A 19,464-nucleotide genomic window follows, 5' to 3' on the forward strand; every position below is an offset into this window, starting at 1 on the left:
TCCCTATGCAATCAACCCTTCGACAACCACGAGTCGCGCTAGGCTGGATCGTCTTTCTGCTGATCGCCGTGGTCGGCCTCTTTTACGTGAAGTGGTTTCCGTACTACAACCGCGCGTTCGTGGCGGCGAGCCAGCACTCGATCGGCAAGTCCATTCTGATGGGCACGTCGGCGAGCGCGCCGGCGGCGTCGTGGCAATCTGCCATTGACTACGCCCTCGCCTACGGCAAAGCGATCTGGCAAGCCATGGTGCTCGGGCTGCTGCTCGGTTCGGCGGTACAGGCGCTGATTCCGCCGCAATGGGTCGCGCGCGCGCTCGGCCGGACCGATTTCAGCAGCGTCGTGAAGGGTGGCCTGATGTCGTTGCCGGGCATGATGTGTACATGCTGCGCCGCGCCGGTAGTGGCGGGCTTGCGTGCGCGTCAGGCGGCGCCGGGCGCGGCGATCGCCTTCTGGCTCGGCAATACCGCCTTGAATCCGGCTACGCTGATCTTCATGGGCTTTGTGCTCGGCTGGCAGTGGATGGGCCTGCGCCTCGCCTTGGGCATCGTGATGGTGTTCGGCCTCGGATACCTGGTGAACCGCATGGTGACGCCGAAGGAAGCCGAAGCGTCGCGCGAAGCGATGGCGCAGCTGGTCGCCGATGTGCCCGGCACCGCCTTCGCACGCTGGGTGAAAATCCTCGGCACGATGACGCTGCGGCTCGTTCCCGAATACGTCGTACTGGTGCTGATTCTCGGCGCGGCGCGCACGTGGCTGTTTCCGCATGTCGGACCGGAGATCGACAACAGCCTGCTCTGGATCATTGCGCTAGCCATCGCCGGCACACTGTTCGTGATTCCGACCGCGGGCGAAGTGCCGATCATCCAGGCCATGCTCTCGTTCGGCATGGCGGCCGGCCCGGCTGGCGCCTTGCTGATGACGCTGCCGCTGATCAGCGTGCCGTCCATGGCGATGCTCGGACGCTCGTTTCCGCGCCGCGTGCTGACGGTCGTGGCGCTGGCCGTCGTGGTATGCGGCGTGATCAGCGGATTGTTGGCGGTAGCCTTGGGGTTCTAAACCATGAAACGTATTGCCGCATTTGCCTTGACGTGCTGGTCGGCGGCCGGCCTGCTCTACTTCGGACAGCATTCGGTGGCGCTGATCGTGGTGAGCGGCGTAGTGACGCTGGCGGGGTTCGATCTGCTTCGCCCGTGACCGCGCGCTGCGACTCGCCTACGCCGCCGGCGCCTCGCGAATCGCAGCCAGCCACAACGCCACCGCATGCGCGGCAGGATCCACGCGATCTGGCGCGCGCACGAGCGGTGCTACGTCTAACTCAAGGTAATTCGGAGAGGAGAAACCGGCGGGACAGAGCGGCACGCTGAGCAGTGCGCCGAGGTGATGCGAGAACCTGACAGTAGACGAAAGCGAAGCCGCTTTCGTCTACGTCACGGATGCGTTGGTAGGCTCGATTGGATTCGAACCAACGACCCCCACCATGTCAAGGTGGTGCTCTAACCAACTGAGCTACGAGCCTTTAGAGGCGCGAATTATAGAGAACCCGCACGCTCAGCACAAGCCCCTGACGGCACTTGTGTCGATCAACTCGTCGATGCCCACTCGGTTTGCGTATCCAGCGGATAGAGCGGCCGCTTTAGCTGCTTGAAAGCGAACAGGCCGTAATCCGAACTCGTCACGCCACGGCTATCGCATTCCACCAACGCCGCCGCAATCGGCACGAACACCGGCCGGCAGTACATGCGCGACTTCAGCAACAGGAAACGCGCGCGACGCGGATCGATGCCGACACTCTCGAACACGCCGAGGTCCCACGGTTCGTGCGTGCGCTCGGTCATCACGAGCTTGACGGTGCCCGTGTCGAGGACCGCGGCGCGGCCCATGAAAGCGCGCTGCCCGGTGTACGTCGGGCCGCTGATCACGTACTCGCCGTCGGTCAACGCGCGCACCACGCCGGTCACGGCGAGCGGCGGACGCGGCTTGAGCGCGTCGCTCGCGACCTTGTTGCCGATGGTCACGGTCACCGTACTGCCGACGCCCGCCGACATCAACGCGGCGACCGCTTGCGGATCGCACAATGGTCCGCTCACGATGCCTTCGAGCTTCTGCTTCAAGGCTTCCTCGAGCAGATCCATCGTGTCGCAGGTGCCGCCCGACATGCAGTTGTCGCCGTGATCGAGCAGCAGCACGGGCTTGTCGGCGTCCGCTGCGAGCGCGGCGGCTTGCGCGACGGATTCAGCGAGCGGCGCACTGCGATAGACGAAGTCTTCGCGCTCGTTCCAGATCTGCCGCGCGATGCGCTCCGCGACCGCTTCGGCGTGAGCGCGCTCGCCATTGCCCACCACCACGACGCTGATGCAGGGCGCCTCGATATCGGCAAGCGAGAAGCCAGACAGCACCGACACCGCGAGCATGCCGTCGGCCTCGGCCGCGCGCGCGGCGTCGACGGCGCGCTTCATCGCGCCTTCGGCCGTCGCGCTGCGCAGCGTATGCGTGAGCAACGGCGGTTGGCGCCACGCGATCACAGGCCTCGCCTTGCCATGGACCAGATCGAACATCAGACGCGCCGCGTGCGCGCCGGTCTCGTACATATCGACATGCGGGTAGGTCTTGAAGCTGACGATCACGTCCGCGTTGTCGATCATCTTTTGCGTGACGTTGCCGTGCAAGTCGAGCGCGACGGCGATCGGCGCATCCGGCAGCAACGCGCGCACGCGTTCGAGCAAATCGCCTTCGCCATCGTTCGAATTCTCGGCGACCATCGCGCCGTGCAGATCGAGCATGACGGCGTCGCAACCCACGGCGGCCGACATAATCGCCTCGCAGATCGCTTCGTAAGCGGCGGCCTCGACCGGCCCGCTCGGGTTCGCCGACGCCGACACGGGCGTCACGATGTCGGCATGCTCACGCTCGGCGGCGTCGATGAACGCGGCCATCGCCGTTTGCATGCCTTTGTTGTCGTTGAACGCGTCTTCGCCGTAGCTCGGCCCGTTACGGCCGAATGCCGCCAACGGCGTGGCCACCGGCGAAAACGTGTTGGTCTCGTGATTCATCCGCGCGATGAGGATCTTCATGCGTCCGCGCTCCCTGCGTTCTGCGCGGCGTTCAACATGGCCTGCAACAGCACGTTGCAACCGGCTTCGAGATGATCCGCGCGCGCGTCTTCGATTTCGTTGTGGCTGATGCCGTCTTTGCAGGGCACAAAGATCATCGCGGCGGGCGCGACTCGCGCGAGATAGACGGCGTCGTGACCGGCGCCGCTGATCACGTCCATCGACGAAAAGCCGAGTGTGTCCGCGCCCTGTTTCACGGCGTCGACTAATTCGGCGGCGAACGGTTGCGGCGGAAAATACACGACTTGTTCGACGTCCACCGTGATACCGGTTTTCTCGCGCGCTACCGAGCATGCGGCGCGCAATGCGCTGTCCATTGCCGTGAGCGTGGCGTCGTCGGCGGCGCGCAGATCGACGGCGAGTGTCACGCGGCCTGGAATCACATTGCGTGAGTTGGGATGCACGTCGAGCCAGCCGACTGTGCCGCGACCGTGAGGCGCGTGATCGAGCGCGATGCGGTTGACGGCGCGAATCAGATCGGCCGCGACGAGCAGCGCGTCGCGGCGCAATTCCATCGGCGTCGGGCCGGCGTGCGCTTCCATGCCGTGCACCGTCACGTCATACCAGCGTTGACCGAGCGCGCCCTGCACTATGCCGATTGTTTTGTCGTGTGCTTCCAGCACCGGACCTTGTTCGATATGCGCTTCAAAATAGGCGCCTACCGCATGTGGTTTTGTGATCTCGCCGGCATAGCCGATCTGCGACAGCGCGTCGCTTACCGTGATGCCTTCTCGATCGTGTTGTTCGAGCGCGTGCTCCAGAGTAAATGCACCGGCGAACACGCCGGAGCCCATCATCACCGGTACGAAGCGCGAACCTTCTTCATTGGTCCATACCGCGACTTCGAGCGGTGCGAGTGTCCGCACATTGGCATCATTGAGCGTGCGCAGCACTTCCAGTCCCGCGAGCACGCCGTAATTGCCGTCGAACTTGCCGCCTGTAGGTTGCGTGTCGATGTGGCTGCCGGTCATCACCGGTGGCAGGTCGTCACGCAAACCGGCGCGGCGCGCGAAGATGTTGCCGATCGCGTCCACCCGCACGCTGCAGGCGATCTCCTTCGTCCACGCGATAAAGAGGTCGCGTGCCTCGCGGTCCAACTCCGTGAGTGCGAGCCGGCACACACCGCCTTTCTCGGTGGCGCCGATCCGCGCGAGTTGCATGAGACTGTCCCAGAGCCGCGCGCCGTCGACTCGCAGATCTGCGAACGTCGCGACGGTTGTTGATTCATGAACTTGCATCGATGCTTCCTCGTATTGAAGACAGAATGCGCGTCAGACCACGCCGACGCCGAGATAACGGTCCTTGATCGAGTCGTCCGCGGCAAACGACGCGTTGTCGCCCGCATAGACGATTACGCCCTGCTCGATGATGTAGTGGCGATCCGCGAGTTGCGTGCACACCTCGAGATTCTGCTCGACCAGCAGAATCGCCACGCCCGCTTCGCGGATCAGCTTGAGTTGCGCGACGATTTCTTCGACGATCACCGGCGCGAGGCCTTCGACGGGTTCATCGAGCATTAGCAAGCGCGGGTGATTCATGAGCGCGCGGCCGATCGCAAGCATCTGCTGTTCGCCGCCGGAGAGCTGCGCGCCTCCGTTCGTGCGCCGCTCTTTCAGGCGCGGAAAAATGCGGTAGATGTCGTCGAGTTGCCACGGCGATTCTTTGCGCGCGCCGAGCCGCAAGTTTTCTTCGACGGTAAGCAGACGAAAGATGCCGCGATGCTCGGGCACGAAGCAGACACCACGTGACGCGATCCTGTGCGGCGGCATGCCGCTGACTTTGGCGCCGTTGAACGTGACCGTGCCGCGCTGCGGCGCGACGACGCCCGCAATCGCCTTCAGCGTGGTCGATTTGCCGGCGCCGTTGCGACCCAATAGCGTGACCGTTTCACCATCGTTGATCTGCAGGGATACGCCTTGCAGAATGTGGCTTTTGCCGTAGAAGCCGTGAATCTGCTGCACGTCGAGAATCATGCGCGGCCTCCGGTGATCATGTTGCCCAGATAGGCGCTGCGTACGCGCTCGTCGCCGCGAATGTCGTCGGGGCGGCCTTCCACCAGCACACGCCCTTGCTGCATGACGGTGATCGTGTCGGAAATGTCCATCACGATGCCCATGTTGTGTTCGATCAGCACAACCGTGTAATCGTCGCGCAGACCGCGAATCAACTGCTTCATGTCGTCGAGGTCGTCGATACCCATGCCCGAGGTCGGCTCGTCGAGAAAGATCACCTTGGGCCGCGCGGCGAGCGCCATGCCGACTTCGAGCCGCCGCTGCTGACCATGCGAAAGCGCGCCCGCCGATACGTCGCTGAAACGCCGCAACGCGAGCCGCTCGAGCACGCTGTCGACGATGTCCGCATGCGTGAGCGCACCGTGCGGCGGCGTCCACGCATTCAACGCGCGCACTGCGTCGACACCTTGCGCGGCAAGTCGTAGATTTTCTCGCACGCTCAGATTGGCGAACAGGCTCGTTACCTGAAACGAACGGGCGACGCCGCGCCGTACGCGCTTATAATCCGGCTCGCGCGTGACATCGTGACCGTCGAAAACGATCTTGCCTTCGGTAATAGGCAGCGTGCCGGTCAACACGTGGAAGAGCGTGGTTTTGCCCGCGCCGTTCGGTCCGATCACGGAATGCACCGTGCGCGGCATGATGTTCAAGGTGACGTCGGAGAGCGCTGTGAATTTGCCGTAGCGCTTCACCACGCCGCTCGCTTGCAGAATGGCTTCGCTCATACGGACTCCTTGTCTGCATCGTTGCCTGCATCAGCGGATGATTTACGGCGCAACGATTGCCAGATGCGTTCGCCCAATCCCCACAGACCGCGCTGCATGTACAGGCTGACTGCCATCAGCACGATGCCGAGCAGCAAGAGCCAGCGCGGCCACAACGTGGAGAGCCAGTCGGCGAACAACACGTAAAACGCAGCGCCCAATACAGAGGCGAACAGATTGCCGGTGCCGCCGATCACCGTCATCACAAGGATCATTTCGCTCGTGTGATAGTCGATGTTGGAGAGCGGCGCGATGCCGGTCATCAGCGCGTGCAGCGCGCCCGCGAGACCCGTGACCGCGCCGGAGATCACGAACGCCATCAGCTTGAAGCGCTTGACGTCGTAACCGACCGCTGCCGCGCGTGCTTCGTTGTCGCGAATCGCCAGCAGTGTACGGCCGAACACCGAGTGCGATACACGCATCAACAGCCAGAACACCACGAGGAACAATACCGCGACGAAACCGTAGTATTGCCACGGCGAGGCCAACGGGACGATCGCTTTACCGAACAGTCCCAACGCCGGGCGTGGGATGTCGAGCAAGCCGTTGTCGCCGCCGGTCAGATCGGGCGTGGTGTAGGCGAGGAAGTAGAACAGTTGGCCGAATGCGAGCGTCAACATGACGAAGTACGTGCCGCGCTGGCGAATCGAAAACCAGCCGACCAGCGCCGCGGCCGCCGCGCCGATCACCGCCGAGGCAAGCAAGGCAATGGGTACCGGCAGCCCCGTTTTGGTAAGGACCAATCCCGCGCAATAGCTGCCGAGCCCGAAGAAAATGCCTTGTCCGAACGAGAGCAACCCTGTGTGGCCGAGTAGTAGATTGCAGCCGAGGGCGGCGAGTGCGAACACCAGCACTTCGGTAGCGAGCGATCCGGAGCGTAACGTGAGCGGCAAAATGCATACGACTAATAGCGCCAGCAACAGGAAGCGATAACGGTGCAATGAGTGCTTCAGGCCCGCTGGCGTCTTCGAGGAAGTAGTGCTCTGCACGATGGGTTTCGAGGTATCGATCATGCCGCCCTCCCGAGCAGACCGTTCGGTCGCAGCAATAGAACAGCGGCCATCGCGACGTAAATCATCAATCGCGCGCCTTCCGGCCATAAGGTGCTCATCACGCTTTGCACGATTCCCACCAGCAGTCCGCCCACCAGCGCACCAAGAAAATTACCCATTCCGCCGACCACCACCACGACGAACGCGACGCTGAGCGCTTCGATACCCATGAACGGATCGACGCCGCGAATTGGTGCGGCAAGCACGCCCGCCAGCGCGGCCGTTGCGGCGCCGAGCGCGAACACCAGGCTGAAGACACGTAACACGTTGATGCCGAGCAGCGAGACCATCTCCGTCGATTCGCTGCCCGCACGCACCGCGCTGCCGAGCCGCGTACCTTCCAGTACCCACCACAAGAGCGCGGCCAGTATCGCCGTGAAGCCGATCACGAAGAGACGGTACTTGGGATACACGAAGCTGCCCCAGATCACCACGCCGTTCAGCACGTCGGGCACGGCCACGTTATCGCCGAGCGGTCCCCAGATCAGGATCGCGCATTCTTGCACGACGAGCGCGAGACCGACGGTCACGAGAATATGAAACTCATGCTGCTGCGCATACACGTGCCGCAGAATCAGCTTCTCGACGACCCACGCAAGCGCGCCCACGACGACCGGTACGACTATAAGCGCGGTCCAGAAACTCATGGACCATTGCATCGCCTGATAGCAGAAGTACGCGCCGAGCAGATAGAACGCGCCGTGCGCGAAATTCACGAAGCGCAGCAAACCGAACACGATCGACAAACCGACCGCGAGCAGGAAATACAACATTCCCACTCCGATGCCGTTGACGATCTGCAGGAGATAAACGTTCATGGCGTCCGTCTAAAGGGTGGTGCAAAGAGAAGTCGCGATGCCGTATTGCGACATGCGCGCCGTGCCGCGCTTGCAGGCGGCACGTAGGCGTCAGGCCATCTTGCAGCCGGTTTTGTCGAGCGGCAGGAACGATTGGCCGGAGCTCACGATATCCGCGTAGTCGTCGGCGTTCTTCATCTTGTTCTTCGCCTTGCCCTTCAACAGATAATAGTTCTTCAGCACCTGATGGTCGCCTTTGCGGACTTCTTCCGGGCCGGTCAAACCGTCGTACTTCATGCCTTCGAGTGCGGCGACCACTTTCTTCGGGTCGACGTTACCTGCTTTCACGATGCCGTCGAGCAGGATCTTCGTGCAGATATACGACCCTGCGAGGCTGTAGTTGGGATTGGCCTTGAACGCGGCATTCGCGCGTTTGACGAGATCGCGATTCAACGGTGAATCGATGTCGTGCCAATACTGTGCGCCGAAAAAGACGCCTTCGCACAGATCCGCACCGAGCGACTCGAATTGCTCGAGTCCGGACGCCCAGGCCATCAGAATCGTGCAATTGTTCTTCATGCCGAAGCTCACGGCCTGGCGCAATGTATCGGACGACTGCGAGCCGAAGTTCAGAATCAGCAGCACGTCAGGCTTCGCCGCCACTGCGTTCGTCAGATAGCCGCTGAACTCCTTCTCATTGAGCGAGTGGTAGCTGTTGCCCACGTGTTCGATGCCCTTCTCTTTGAAGACCGTCTTCGCGGCCGAGAGCAAACCGTCGCCGAACACGTATTGCGGCGTGATCGTGTACCAGCGTTTGGCTTTGGGCATCATCTGGATCAGCGGACGCACCGTCTGCTCGATCGCGCCGTAGGTCGGCACCGACCAGCGGAATGTGGCGTCGTTGCAGTCCTTGCCGGTGATCTCGTCCGCGCCCGCCGTCGTAATGAAAACGCCGCCCGCCTTCTGCACTTCCTTGCCCATTGCCAATGCTTCGGAGGACAGAATACCGCCGGCAAAGAAGCGCGCATTCTTTTGTTGCGCGATTTCCTGAACCCGACGCACGGCGGTTGCGGGCTTGCCTTCCGTGTCGAGCACCGTGTATGCGAGCGGTTGACCCAGCACTTTGCCGTACTGCTCGATAGCGAGCTTCATGCCGAGGTCGGCGTATTTGCCGTTCGCCGCGAATGGACCCGACATCGGCACCGGACAGGCGAACTGCAACGTTCCGGCCTGTGCGAACGCGCTTCGCGCGACCAGCGAGCCCAACGTGCCCGGAACGGCCGACAACGCGGCCAGCTTCAACATATTTCGGCGATTCAAAATGACGCTCCTTAGGAAAGAGACACGCACTGACCGACTACGAAACTGCACACGCTGCGCGAACGACTGCTCGAGCTTGCTAGCCGCCGTGAAGTTTTTCACTGCATCGGCTTTGTTCTATTTATCATGATAAATAGGTTGGACTTGATCGTAGGTACAATAAATTCGGGTGTCAATAAGGCAAAATTCCTGGCGGCGTCGGAGCAGTCTTTCAGGTAGCGACGGCACCGGGGAATCGATCGAAGATCGTGCAGGACAAACTGGGAGCATCGAATATGGCCATGGACCGCGCCAAGGCTGGCGCCGCGATTGAGATAAAGCAGCAGAAACGCGGCGATCTGGTCGCCGAGGAAATCAAGCGGCTCATCACCGAGAAAGACCTGAAGCCAGGCGACCGGCTGCCGCGCGAGGTGGAATTGCAGCAGCTCTTTTCGGTGAGCAAGAGCACGATCCGCGAGGCGTTGAAATCGCTCGAGGTGCAAGGGCTGATCAAAGTGACGACCGGCCCGAGCGGCGGCGGTATGGTGGTGGAGGTGCCGCTCGATCGCACGTTGCAACTTCTGCAAAACTACCTGTTCTTCAAGGACGTTTCGATCGACGACATCTACACCGTACGCAAACTGCTTGAGCCCGAACTCGCGGCGGGGGCCGTGCCTCATCTGACGGAGCAGGACTTCGAAGCGCTCGACGCGAGCATTGCGTGTTGCGATCAACCGGCTTCGTCACACGGCGGGAAGGATATCGTGCGGCAACGTCAGGAAGATGTGAATTTCCACGACATCCTCGCGGCGGCGAATCCGAATCCGTTCCTGCGTTTCAGTTGCGAGTTGATCAATGAAATGATCCGGCAGCTCATCGAGTTTCGTAACGATACGCCGCAAGCGGAGCATGAGCGTTTCGGTCAGGCCAACGTCAAGATTCACAAGGCGATTACGAAGGCGGCACGTGAGCGTGATGTGGAGAAAGTGCGAGAGTTGATGGTGATCCACATGACCGAGGCCCCGCGCTATGTGAAGCGGATGAAGGGGAAGCTGCGTGGACGTTTGATCCTGGATTCGGAGATTCGTCGGCGAGTGCGGGCGCGAAGTGTGGCGCCGGTTTCGGAGGAGGATGACGGCGAGTGAGGCGGAGGCGTTGATGCGGCCGGAGTGGGTTGAGGGTGGGTTGCGACGCCGGATGGGGGTGCGGCCTCGCGGATAGAGGTCATTTTCTCTCATGAAGAGACGCAAATGGTCCGTTGCGTCTGGTATATAGCCGAGGTTTCGACGCGGTCGCCGATCGGCATCGCGCGGAGCGAGGTTCGAGGTCCGAGGTTCTGGTGGGAGAAATGCCTGTCGCAGGAAGGAAGATTGAAAGGCCTCGCGCCTTTGGCCTGAAAGACGTATGCGCCGGACTCCACGCAGGAGTGGTGACGAGGGCCACCAGACAGCCTTCCAAGCGTCCCGTCGATGGCGTGCACGACTGCACAACGAGGGCTCAATCTTTTACGATCCGCGCCGTTATTGCATCTGCACAGGCATAAACATTGGACCTTCATGGCACAACCTATTCCGTTATCTCGCCACACTGGCGTTGCGCGTGCGCGGCATGCCAAGGCCATGCTATTGCCGATCCCCCGGCAAACCGCCGACGACCTTGCGCTGCGGGTCCATCTGGCCCTCGACGCCATGCGCCGTGGCGCCGGCAGTATGAGCGACGCACAAACGCTCACGCAAATCATGCTGTTGACGGGTTTTCTGGCGGAATCGGGTTTCGGTTCGGTGACCGGCGAGCAGCTAGGAGCAGCGGAACGTGCGGTGTCGGTAGTGTTCGACACTGGTCGTGAGGCCGGCAAGTGGGAATTGGACGATACGGGCTTCGCGCTTTTTGCGGCGATCGCTACGAATTACGACCGACAGTTGCGTAGCGCGCCCCTCTGGGCGATCACCGATGCGAGTGAACGACTTGATCGATTCACCGCCGGTGTGCCGCATCAGATCCCGGTGCGTAAGCGGGCTTAGCCGGATCGCACGATGTGGGGCGGCGAGGGAAACCTCGTCGACGGTTTCTCGCAATCGACGGATCGTGCGGCGTGAAGGTGTGGATGTGGGACGGGCGTATCTGGAACTGACGGGCTACGCGGATGCGCGGCGGATGGGGCGGGAGTGAAGGCGGGTTCTACGGCGGGGTAAACGCAGAAACCCCACCTTTGCGGGGTGGGGTTTCTGTTTGCTGCTGGGGAGCCTGACGATTACCTACTTTCACACGGGTAATCCGCACTATCATCGGCGTGGAGTCGTTTCACGGTCCTGTTCGGGATGGGAAGGGGTGGGACCGACTCGCTATGGTCATCAGGCATGACTTGTTGCTGCACTGCTCGTGGAGCAATACGGCCAATCTGGAAGAAGTAGTTTCTGGTGATGCTCACCAGGGGTAAAGCTGTTGGGGTTGTGTTGTTTCTGGCACAACACGATCACTTAACCTGGGTGTCCTTGCCCCCTTCGGGGGTGGGATGCCCGTCAGTGCTGAAGCACTGACGATCATCGCAAAACACACCTGTTATAGGATCAAGCCTTACGGGCAATTAGTATCAGTTAGCTTAACGCATTACTGCGCTTCCACACCTGACCTATCAACGTCCTGGTCTTGAACGACCCTTCAAGGGGCTCGAAGCCCCGGGGATATCTCATCTTAAGGCGAGTTTCCCGCTTAGATGCTTTCAGCGGTTATCTCTTCCGAACATAGCTACCCGGCGATGCCACTGGCGTGACAACCGGTACACCAGAGGTTCGTCCACTCCGGTCCTCTCGTACTAGGAGCAGCCCCCTTCAAATATCCAGCGCCCACGGCAGATAGGGACCAAACTGTCTCACGACGTTTTAAACCCAGCTCACGTACCTCTTTAAATGGCGAACAGCCATACCCTTGGGACCGGCTACAGCCCCAGGATGAGATGAGCCGACATCGAGGTGCCAAACACCGCCGTCGATATGAACTCTTGGGCGGTATCAGCCTGTTATCCCCAGAGTACCTTTTATCCGTTGAGCGATGGCCCTTCCATACAGAACCACCGGATCACTATGACCTGCTTTCGCACCTGCTCGACTTGTCGGTCTCGCAGTTAAGCACGCTTATGCCATTGCACTATCAGCACGATTTCCGACCGTACCTAGCGTACCTTCGTACTCCTCCGTTACACTTTGGGAGGAGACCGCCCCAGTCAAACTGCCTACCATGCACTGTCCCCGATCCGGATTACGGACCAAGGTTAGAACCTCAAACAAACCAGGGTGGTATTTCAAGGTCGGCTCCACGCAGACTGGCGTCCACGCTTCAAAGCCTCCCACCTATCCTACACAGACCGGTTCAAAGTCCAATGCAAAGCTACAGTAAAGGTTCATGGGGTCTTTCCGTCTAGCCGCGGGGAGATTGCATCATCACAAACACTTCAACTTCGCTGAGTCTCGGGAGGAGACAGTGTGGCCATCGTTACGCCATTCGTGCAGGTCGGAACTTACCCGACAAGGAATTTCGCTACCTTAGGACCGTTATAGTTACGGCCGCCGTTTACCGGGACTTCAATCAAGAGCTTGCACCCCATCATTTAATCTTCCGGCACCGGGCAGGCGTCACACCCTATACGTCCACTTTCGTGTTTGCAGAGTGCTGTGTTTTTATTAAACAGTCGCAGCCACCAGTTTATTGCAACCCCTTCACCCTTCTGGCGCAGGCCAGTCAGGCTACAGGGGCGTACCTTATCCCGAAGTTACGGTACCAATTTGCCGAGTTCCTTCTCCCGAGTTCTCTCAAGCGCCTTAGAATACTCATCTCGCCCACCTGTGTCGGTTTGCGGTACGGTCTTGTTAAACTGAAGCTTAGAGGCTTTTCTTGGAACCACTTCCGATTGCTTCTTCACCGAAGTGAATGGCCTCGCACCCTTGAATTCCGCGCCCGGATTTGCCAAAGCGCCTTCTCCAATGCAAGGACCGGGACTTCCAACACCCGGACAACCTTCCGCGATCCGTCCCCCCATCGCATTTAACAATGGTGCAGGAATATTAACCTGCTTCCCATCAGCTACGCATTTCTGCCTCGCCTTAGGGGCCGACTCACCCTACGCCGATGAACGTTGCGTAGGAAACCTTGGGCTTACGGCGAGGGGGCTTTTCACCCCCTTTATCGCTACTCATGTCAGCATTCGCACTTCCGATACCTCCAGCACACTTTCCAGTGCACCTTCGCAGGCTTACGGAACGCTCTCCTACCATGCACATAAATGTGCATCCGCAGCTTCGGTATATTGCTTAGCCCCGTTACATCTTCCGCGCAGGACGACTCGATCAGTGAGCTATTACGCTTTCTTTAAAGGATGGCTGCTTCTAAGCCAACCTCCTGACTGTTTTAGCCTTCCCACTTCGTTTCCCACTTAGCAATATTTGGGGACCTTAGCTGGCGGTCTGGGTTGTTTCCCTCTTGACACCGGACGTTAGCACCCGATGTCTGTCTCCCGTGATTGCACTCTTCGGTATTCGGAGTTTGCTATGGCGTAGTAATCCGCAATGGACCCCACAACCATGACAGTGCTCTACCCCCGAAGGTGATACACGAGGCACTACCTAAATAGTTTTCGGAGAGAACCAGCTATTTCCAGGTTTGTTTAGCCTTTCACCCCTATCCACAGCTCATCCCCTAACTTTTCAACGTTAGTGGGTTCGGACCTCCAGTACGTGTTACCGCACCTTCATCCTGGCCATGGATAGATCACCTGGTTTCGGGTCTACACCCAGCGACTGAATCGCCCTGTTCGGACTCGCTTTCGCTACGCCTGCCCTAATCGGTTAAGCTTGCCACTGAATGTAAGTCGCTGACCCATTATACAAAAGGTACGCCGTCACCCTCTTTCAAAGGCTCCGACTGTTTGTATGCATGCGGTTTCAGGATCTGTTTCACTCCCCTCCCGGGGTTCTTTTCGCCTTTCCCTCACGGTACTGGTTCACTATCGGTCGATCACGAGTATTTAGCCTTGGAGGATGGTCCCCCCATCTTCAGACAGGATTTCACGTGTCCCGCCCTACTTGTCGCATACCTAGTTCTTCCAATCTGTTTTCGCCTACGGGGCTATCACCCGCTATGGCCGCACTTTCCAGAGCGTTTGGCTAACAGTTCAGATAAAGAATGCAGGCTGGTCCCATTTCGCTCGCCACTACTCTGGGAATCTCGGTTGATTTCTTTTCCTGCGGTTACTTAGATGTTTCAGTTCACCGCGTTCGCTTCACGTAGCCTATGTATTCAGCTACGGATGACCCATACGGGCCGGGTTTCCCCATTCGGATATCGGTGGATCAAAGCTCGTTTGCCAGCTCCCCACCGCTTTTCGCAGGCTACCGCGTCCTTCATCGCCTGTGATCGCCAAGGCATCCACCACATGCACTTGTTCGCTTGACCCTATAACGGGTGTGTCTCCTGCATGATCCACTGGGAATCACACGCTCGCCACGCTCGCTACAGGTTGAGTATTCGTGTTGCGCCGTATTCCAAAAGCGATCTTTCGATCTCTCTTTTCATACATTGATACAATCACAACCCTGATTCACCTACTCGCACACCCATCTCTAAGTATGCTTTCGTGAATCTCTTTACTACTTCTTCCTGATTGTTAAAGAACGACAGCCGATATAAAGCTCTGCTTCATATCACTCTGACTGGCTCAATCGCCAATGCACAACGCTCTGCTTCTTGCACAGAACGCTACGCATTGAGGATTGGTGGAGGATGACGGGATCGAACCGACGACCCCCTGCTTGCAAAGCAGGTGCTCTCCCAGCTGAGCTAATCCCCCAGTCATGCACAGATAATCTCTACCTGCGTTGATACCCAGGGGTCTTAGTCGCCAAACTCGGCGATCAGCACACCAGACAAGACTTTGGTGGGTCTGGATGGATTCGAACCATCGACCCCCGCCTTATCAAGACGGTGCTCTAACCGACTGAGCTACAGACCCCTGAGTCTGTCCTGATTTCACAGCCGATAAGCGTGAGCGCTCAACGCATTGCTTTTACGCAACTGACACGTTCGCTCGAGAAAGGAGGTGATCCAGCCGCACCTTCCGATACGGCTACCTTGTTACGACTTCACCCCAGTCATGAATCCTACCGTGGTGACCGTCCTCCTTGCGGTTAGACTAGCCACTTCTGGTAAAACCCACTCCCATGGTGTGACGGGCGGTGTGTACAAGACCCGGGAACGTATTCACCGCGGCATGCTGATCCGCGATTACTAGCGATTCCAGCTTCACGCACTCGAGTTGCAGAGTGCGATCCGGACTACGATCGGTTTTCTGGGATTGGCTCCCCCTCGCGGGTTGGCGACCCTCTGTTCCGACCATTGTATGACGTGTGAAGCCCTACCCATAAGGGCCATGAGGACTTGACGTCATCCCCACCTTCCTCCGGTTTGTCACCGGCAGTCTCCCTAGAGTGCTCTTGCGTAGCAACTAGGGACAAGGGTTGCGCTCGTTGCGGGACTTAACCCAACATCTCACGACACGAGCTGACGACAGCCATGCAGCACCTGTGTTATGGCTCCCTTTCGGGCACTCCCACCTCTCAGCAGGATTCCATACATGTCAAGGGTAGGTAAGGTTTTTCGCGTTGCATCGAATTAATCCACATCATCCACCGCTTGTGCGGGTCCCCGTCAATTCCTTTGAGTTTTAATCTTGCGACCGTACTCCCCAGGCGGTCAACTTCACGCGTTAGCTACGTTACCAAGTCAATGAAGACCCGACAACTAGTTGACATCGTTTAGGGCGTGGACTACCAGGGTATCTAATCCTGTTTGCTCCCCACGCTTTCGTGCATGAGCGTCAGTATTGGCCCAGGGGGCTGCCTTCGCCATCGGTATTCCTCCACATCTCTACGCATTTCACTGCTACACGTGGAATTCTACCCCCCTCTGCCATACTCTAGCCCGCCAGTCACAAATGCAGTTCCCAGGTTAAGCCCGGGGATTTCACATCTGTCTTAGCGGACCGCCTGCGCACGCTTTACGCCCAGTAATTCCGATTAACGCTTGCACCCTACGTATTACCGCGGCTGCTGGCACGTAGTTAGCCGGTGCTTATTCTTCCGGTACCGTCATCCCCCCACCGTATTAGGGCAGAGGTTTTCTTTCCGGACAAAAGTGCTTTACAACCCGAAGGCCTTCTTCACACACGCGGCATTGCTGGATCAGGCTTGCGCCCATTGTCCAAAATTCCCCACTGCTGCCTCCCGTAGGAGTCTGGGCCGTGTCTCAGTCCCAGTGTGGCTGGTCGTCCTCTCAGACCAGCTACAGATCGTCGCCTTGGTAGGCCTTTACCCCACCAACTAGCTAATCTGCCATCGGCCGCCCCTGTAGCGCGAGGTCCTAAGATCCCCCGCTTTCATCCACAGATCGTATGCGGTATTAATCCGGCTTTCGCCGGGCTATCCCCCACTACAGGACACGTTCCGATGTATTACTCACCCGTTCGCCACTCGCCACCAGGATTGCTCCCGTGCTGCCGTTCGACTTGCATGTGTAAGGCATGCCGCCAGCGTTCAATCTGAGCCAGGATCAAACTCTTCAGTTCAAACCTGTTACTGTTTTTCGGTTCAGTTAAGAACCGGTCGCTCACTCAACGTACTGACGAATGATCTCTCCATCTTTCAATGGAAAAACCTTCCTTTCATTACTGTGTGAGACTTGATACTTTCGCTTCATCCGGCAGATCCCGAAGGGCCCGCCGGCGCGTCGCGCATCAAGCGCCCACACTTATCGGCTGTTAATTTTTAAAGATCGATTACGCATTCACCACCGAACCCGCACCGCAGGTCGTCAACATCACAACCACCCTGCACCGCTTCGTTCTGCGTCGCTGCATCAGCAGCAGAGAAACGAGATTATGGAGAACGACTGGCACGTCGTCAACCCCCTTTTGTGAATTTTCTTTTGACCAGGCGCTGATCGACGCTAGAACACGCTATCGCTATATATAGGGGGAGCAGCGCATTCGTGATCCCGTCGTGTGAGGACAACCGAACTCCTCTATAGTGAGGAGCTTGAAAACAGCGAATGTGCACGCACCTAGATGCATCGGCCCAGCAACCGCTCCAAGCCCGACCGGCGGCCAAAGGACGAACCTGCGACAAACGCGCATGATGAAAAGATGTGCACACGATGAGCGCAAAGTCCCAAGCTCGGATATAATGCGAGCCGCGCGAATTTCGCACATTTCTATCGGCCCGCTTCGAGCGGGCTCATCTTTTTTGCTCCCCAGAGCACAGCCAAACAACCGCGTTGAGTCACTCAGGTGATGTTGAGCCATGCTCGAAACGCCTGACGGTCGCGTCTTGCGTCTCATAGCGAAGCCTCTAGAGGAGAATACGTGAACCCTTTTGATCGCGAAGATTCGCAACACGAAACCGCCGCCTACACCGCCAAAGCGCCCTCGGGCCGCACGGCCAAGGGCAAGGGCGCCGGTAAAGCGATCCCCGTGGCGGCCGAGTTGCCGCCGCAGCAAGCCGAAGAACGTCAGCGCCAGATGCGCGCGCTGATCCAGCTGGGCAAGGAGCAAGGCTACCTGACCCACGCGCAGATCAACGACCACCTGCCCGACAACTTCGCGCAGACGGCCGCTATCGACAGCATCGTCAGCGCGTTCAACGACATGGGCGTGCAGGTCTACGAACAGGCCCCAGACGCGGAAACGCTGCTGCTCAACTCGAACGCCCCGGCCGTCGTGTCGGACGATCAGGCGGACGAGGAGACCGAAGTCGCCCTGTCCACCGTCGATTCCGAATTCGGCCGCACGACCGACCCGGTGCGTATGTACATGCGCGAGATGGGCGCGACCGAACTGCTGACGCGCGCCGGCGAAATCGCGATTGCGAAGCGCATCGAAGACGGCCTGCACGAAATGGTGCAGGCAATCGCCGCTTGCCCGCTCGCGATCTCGGCCATTCTGGCGAGCGCCCAGCAGGTTGCCGACGGCGAACTGCGCATCGACGAACTGGTCGACGGTCTGAATGAAGACACGCTCGCCGCCGAAGAAGATAGCACCAGCGCGGACGCAGCCGCCGACGTCGACACCGACACGGACAGCGACGACGACGAAGACAGTGACGACGACGTCGGCCCGGCCGACTCCTCGGCAGCGGACGAAGCGCGCCTGAAGCAACTCACGAGCGACTGCCTCGAAATCTTCGCGCAAGTCGGCATGCTGTCCGACCAGATGAACGCATCGCACACGCGCGGCGACGTCACCTCGAAGGCGTACCAGCGCGCACGCGAAGAGATCCAGCAGCACCTCGCGAAGATCCGCTTCACGGCACGCACCATCGACCGCCTGTGCGGCGACGTGCAGCAACAGGTCGCACAAGTTCGCGCGATCGAGCGCAACATTCTGCAAATCGTCGTCTCGAAGAGCGGCATGCCGCGCGAGAAGTTCATCGAGTCGTTCGCCGGCCATGAAGCCGACCTCAGCTGGACGGAACGTGCGGCGCGCGGCGCGTCGTCGTACGGCGCGGCGCTGGAGCGCCATTTACCGGCAATTCAGTCCGAACAGCAAAAGCTGATCGAAATCGAAGCAACGGTTTCGCTGCCGCTAAAGCATCTGAAAGAGATCAACCGCCAGATGGTCGCGGCCGAATCGAAGATGCGCAAGGCGAAGAGCGAGATGATCGAGGCGAATCTGCGTCTCGTGATCTCGATCGCGAAGAAGTACGTGAACCGCGGCATGCTGTTCCTCGATCTGATCCAGGAAGGCAACATCGGCCTGATGAAGGCGGTGGACAAGTTCGAATACCGTCGCGGCTGGAAGTTCTCCACGTACGCAACGTGGTGGGTTCGCCAGGCTGTGACGCGTTCGCTCGCCGACCAGGCTCGCACGATCCGCGTGCCGGTGCACATGATCGAAACGATCAACAAGCTGAACCGCATTTCGCGCGAAATTCTGCAGCAAACCGGTCAGGAAGCGCATCCGTCCGTGCTCGCGGAACGCATGGAACTCTCTGAAGAGAAGGTGCGCGGGATTCTGAAGATCGCCAAGCAGCCGGTGTCGATGGAAACGCCGGTCGGCGACGACGGCGACGCCACGCTCGGCGACATGATCGAAGATTCGGCGGCGTCCTCGCCGGCCGACGCCGCGATGCAAGCCGACTTGCGCGCCGCCATCGACGACGCGCTCGACTCGCTGTCGCCGCGCGAAGCGAAGGTGCTGCGTATGCGCTACGGCATCAACACGAAGTCGGACCACACGCTCGAAGAAGTCGGCAAGCAGTTCGACGTCACGCGTGAGCGGATTCGTCAGATCGAGAGCAAGGCCATGCGCAAGCTGATGCACCCGAGCCGCGCCGACCGCCTGAAGTCGTTCCTCGACCGCTAAGCCAACCGCTAAATCAACGGGTA

12 protein-coding genes, 3 tRNA genes and 3 rRNA genes are annotated in these 19,464 nt (G+C 59.5%); 5 read left to right on the forward strand and 13 right to left on the reverse strand.

Annotated features, from left to right (window positions below):
- The first annotated feature begins 5 nt into the window (after positions 1 to 5).
- Positions 6 to 1,058: a permease gene (locus B0G80_RS35010; protein ID WP_116122335.1), complete on the forward strand. Its 1,053-nt coding sequence runs from the start codon at positions 6 to 8 to the stop codon at positions 1,056 to 1,058.
- Between the two features lie 3 nt (positions 1,059 to 1,061).
- A complete protein-coding gene (locus B0G80_RS47460; RefSeq protein ID WP_012428369.1) occupies positions 1,062 to 1,196 on the forward strand; it encodes a hypothetical protein in 135 nt (44 codons plus the stop codon).
- A 245-nt stretch (positions 1,197 to 1,441) separates the two neighbouring features.
- Here the strand turns inward: B0G80_RS47460 and B0G80_RS35015 are convergent.
- From B0G80_RS35015 to B0G80_RS35050, 8 genes are all read right to left on the reverse strand, one after another.
- Positions 1,442 to 1,518, reverse strand: a tRNA-Val gene (locus B0G80_RS35015).
- 64 nt (positions 1,519 to 1,582) lie between these two features.
- Positions 1,583 to 3,073 carry a M81 family metallopeptidase gene (locus B0G80_RS35020; RefSeq protein WP_116122336.1) on the reverse strand — a complete coding sequence of 497 codons (1,491 nt, stop codon included), beginning with the start codon at positions 3,071 to 3,073 and terminating at the stop codon, positions 1,583 to 1,585.
- Positions 3,070 to 4,350 (reverse strand): Zn-dependent hydrolase, encoded by a 1,281-nt coding sequence (locus B0G80_RS35025; protein ID WP_116122337.1) that lies wholly within the window; start codon positions 4,348 to 4,350, stop codon positions 3,070 to 3,072. The genes B0G80_RS35020 and B0G80_RS35025 overlap by 4 nt, the downstream gene beginning before the upstream one ends.
- A 33-nt stretch (positions 4,351 to 4,383) precedes the next feature.
- Positions 4,384 to 5,085 (reverse strand): ABC transporter ATP-binding protein, encoded by a 702-nt coding sequence (locus B0G80_RS35030; RefSeq protein WP_116122338.1) that lies wholly within the window; start codon positions 5,083 to 5,085, stop codon positions 4,384 to 4,386.
- Positions 5,082 to 5,849, reverse strand: coding sequence for an ABC transporter ATP-binding protein (locus tag B0G80_RS35035; RefSeq protein ID WP_116122339.1), 768 nt, complete (start codon positions 5,847 to 5,849; stop codon positions 5,082 to 5,084). The genes B0G80_RS35030 and B0G80_RS35035 overlap by 4 nt, the downstream gene beginning before the upstream one ends.
- Positions 5,846 to 6,901 carry a branched-chain amino acid ABC transporter permease gene (locus tag B0G80_RS35040; RefSeq protein ID WP_116122340.1) on the reverse strand — a complete coding sequence of 352 codons (1,056 nt, stop codon included), beginning with the start codon at positions 6,899 to 6,901 and terminating at the stop codon, positions 5,846 to 5,848. Before B0G80_RS35040 ends, B0G80_RS35035 begins: the two co-directional genes overlap by 4 nt.
- Entirely contained in the window at positions 6,898 to 7,758 is an 861-nt protein-coding gene (locus B0G80_RS35045) for a branched-chain amino acid ABC transporter permease (protein WP_106285786.1), read from the reverse strand. The genes B0G80_RS35040 and B0G80_RS35045 overlap by 4 nt, the downstream gene beginning before the upstream one ends.
- Positions 7,759 to 7,848: 90 nt before the next feature.
- On the reverse strand, positions 7,849 to 9,057 hold the full coding sequence (locus B0G80_RS35050) for an ABC transporter substrate-binding protein (protein ID WP_116122341.1): 1,209 nt from the start codon (positions 9,055 to 9,057) through the stop codon (positions 7,849 to 7,851).
- 275 nt (positions 9,058 to 9,332) lie between these two features.
- Between B0G80_RS35050 and B0G80_RS35055 the strand changes: the two genes are divergently transcribed.
- Entirely contained in the window at positions 9,333 to 10,181 is an 849-nt protein-coding gene (locus tag B0G80_RS35055; protein WP_116122342.1) for a FadR/GntR family transcriptional regulator, read from the forward strand.
- Positions 10,182 to 10,592: 411 nt separating this feature from the next.
- Positions 10,593 to 11,057, forward strand: a complete 465-nt coding sequence (locus B0G80_RS35060) for a hypothetical protein (protein ID WP_116122343.1) — start codon at positions 10,593 to 10,595, stop codon at positions 11,055 to 11,057.
- A 221-nt stretch (positions 11,058 to 11,278) separates the two neighbouring features.
- Here B0G80_RS35060 and rrf read toward each other — a convergent pair.
- The 5 genes from rrf to B0G80_RS35085 all read right to left on the reverse strand — a co-directional run bounded on the left by rrf (position 11,279) and on the right by B0G80_RS35085 (position 16,648).
- Positions 11,279 to 11,392: ribosomal RNA gene (gene rrf, locus B0G80_RS35065) — 5S ribosomal RNA — on the reverse strand.
- A 207-nt stretch (positions 11,393 to 11,599) separates the two neighbouring features.
- Positions 11,600 to 14,481: ribosomal RNA gene (locus B0G80_RS35070) — 23S ribosomal RNA — on the reverse strand.
- A 318-nt stretch (positions 14,482 to 14,799) separates the two neighbouring features.
- Positions 14,800 to 14,875, reverse strand: a tRNA-Ala gene (locus B0G80_RS35075).
- Between the two features lie 85 nt (positions 14,876 to 14,960).
- Positions 14,961 to 15,037 (reverse strand) — tRNA-Ile (locus tag B0G80_RS35080).
- Positions 15,038 to 15,117: 80 nt separating this feature from the next.
- Positions 15,118 to 16,648: ribosomal RNA gene (locus tag B0G80_RS35085) — 16S ribosomal RNA — on the reverse strand.
- Together the 16S, 23S and 5S rRNA genes with 2 tRNA genes alongside form the textbook arrangement of a ribosomal RNA operon.
- 795 nt (positions 16,649 to 17,443) lie before the next feature.
- Here B0G80_RS35085 and rpoD point away from each other — a divergent pair.
- Positions 17,444 to 19,441 (forward strand): RNA polymerase sigma factor RpoD, encoded by a 1,998-nt coding sequence (gene rpoD, locus B0G80_RS35090; protein WP_116122344.1) that lies wholly within the window; start codon positions 17,444 to 17,446, stop codon positions 19,439 to 19,441.
- Positions 19,442 to 19,464 lie beyond the last annotated feature (23 nt).

The organism is Paraburkholderia sp. BL6669N2, from assembly GCF_003387275.1.
Classification (GTDB): Bacteria; Pseudomonadota; Gammaproteobacteria; order Burkholderiales; family Burkholderiaceae; genus Paraburkholderia.

Coding starts and splice junctions, on each gene's coding strand:
- B0G80_RS35010 (WP_116122335.1), top strand. CDS start 6: ATGCAATCAACCCTTCGACAACCACGAGTCGCGCTAGGCTGGATCGTC.
- B0G80_RS47460 (WP_012428369.1), top strand. CDS start 1,062: ATGAAACGTATTGCCGCATTTGCCTTGACGTGCTGGTCGGCGGCCGGC.
- B0G80_RS35020 (WP_116122336.1), bottom strand. CDS start 3,073: ATGAAGATCCTCATCGCGCGGATGAATCACGAGACCAACACGTTTTCG.
- B0G80_RS35025 (WP_116122337.1), bottom strand. CDS start 4,350: ATGCAAGTTCATGAATCAACAACCGTCGCGACGTTCGCAGATCTGCGA.
- B0G80_RS35030 (WP_116122338.1), bottom strand. CDS start 5,085: ATGATTCTCGACGTGCAGCAGATTCACGGCTTCTACGGCAAAAGCCAC.
- B0G80_RS35035 (WP_116122339.1), bottom strand. CDS start 5,849: ATGAGCGAAGCCATTCTGCAAGCGAGCGGCGTGGTGAAGCGCTACGGC.
- B0G80_RS35040 (WP_116122340.1), bottom strand. CDS start 6,901: ATGATCGATACCTCGAAACCCATCGTGCAGAGCACTACTTCCTCGAAG.
- B0G80_RS35045 (WP_106285786.1), bottom strand. CDS start 7,758: ATGAACGTTTATCTCCTGCAGATCGTCAACGGCATCGGAGTGGGAATG.
- B0G80_RS35055 (WP_116122342.1), top strand. CDS start 9,333: ATGGCCATGGACCGCGCCAAGGCTGGCGCCGCGATTGAGATAAAGCAG.
- B0G80_RS35060 (WP_116122343.1), top strand. CDS start 10,593: ATGGCACAACCTATTCCGTTATCTCGCCACACTGGCGTTGCGCGTGCG.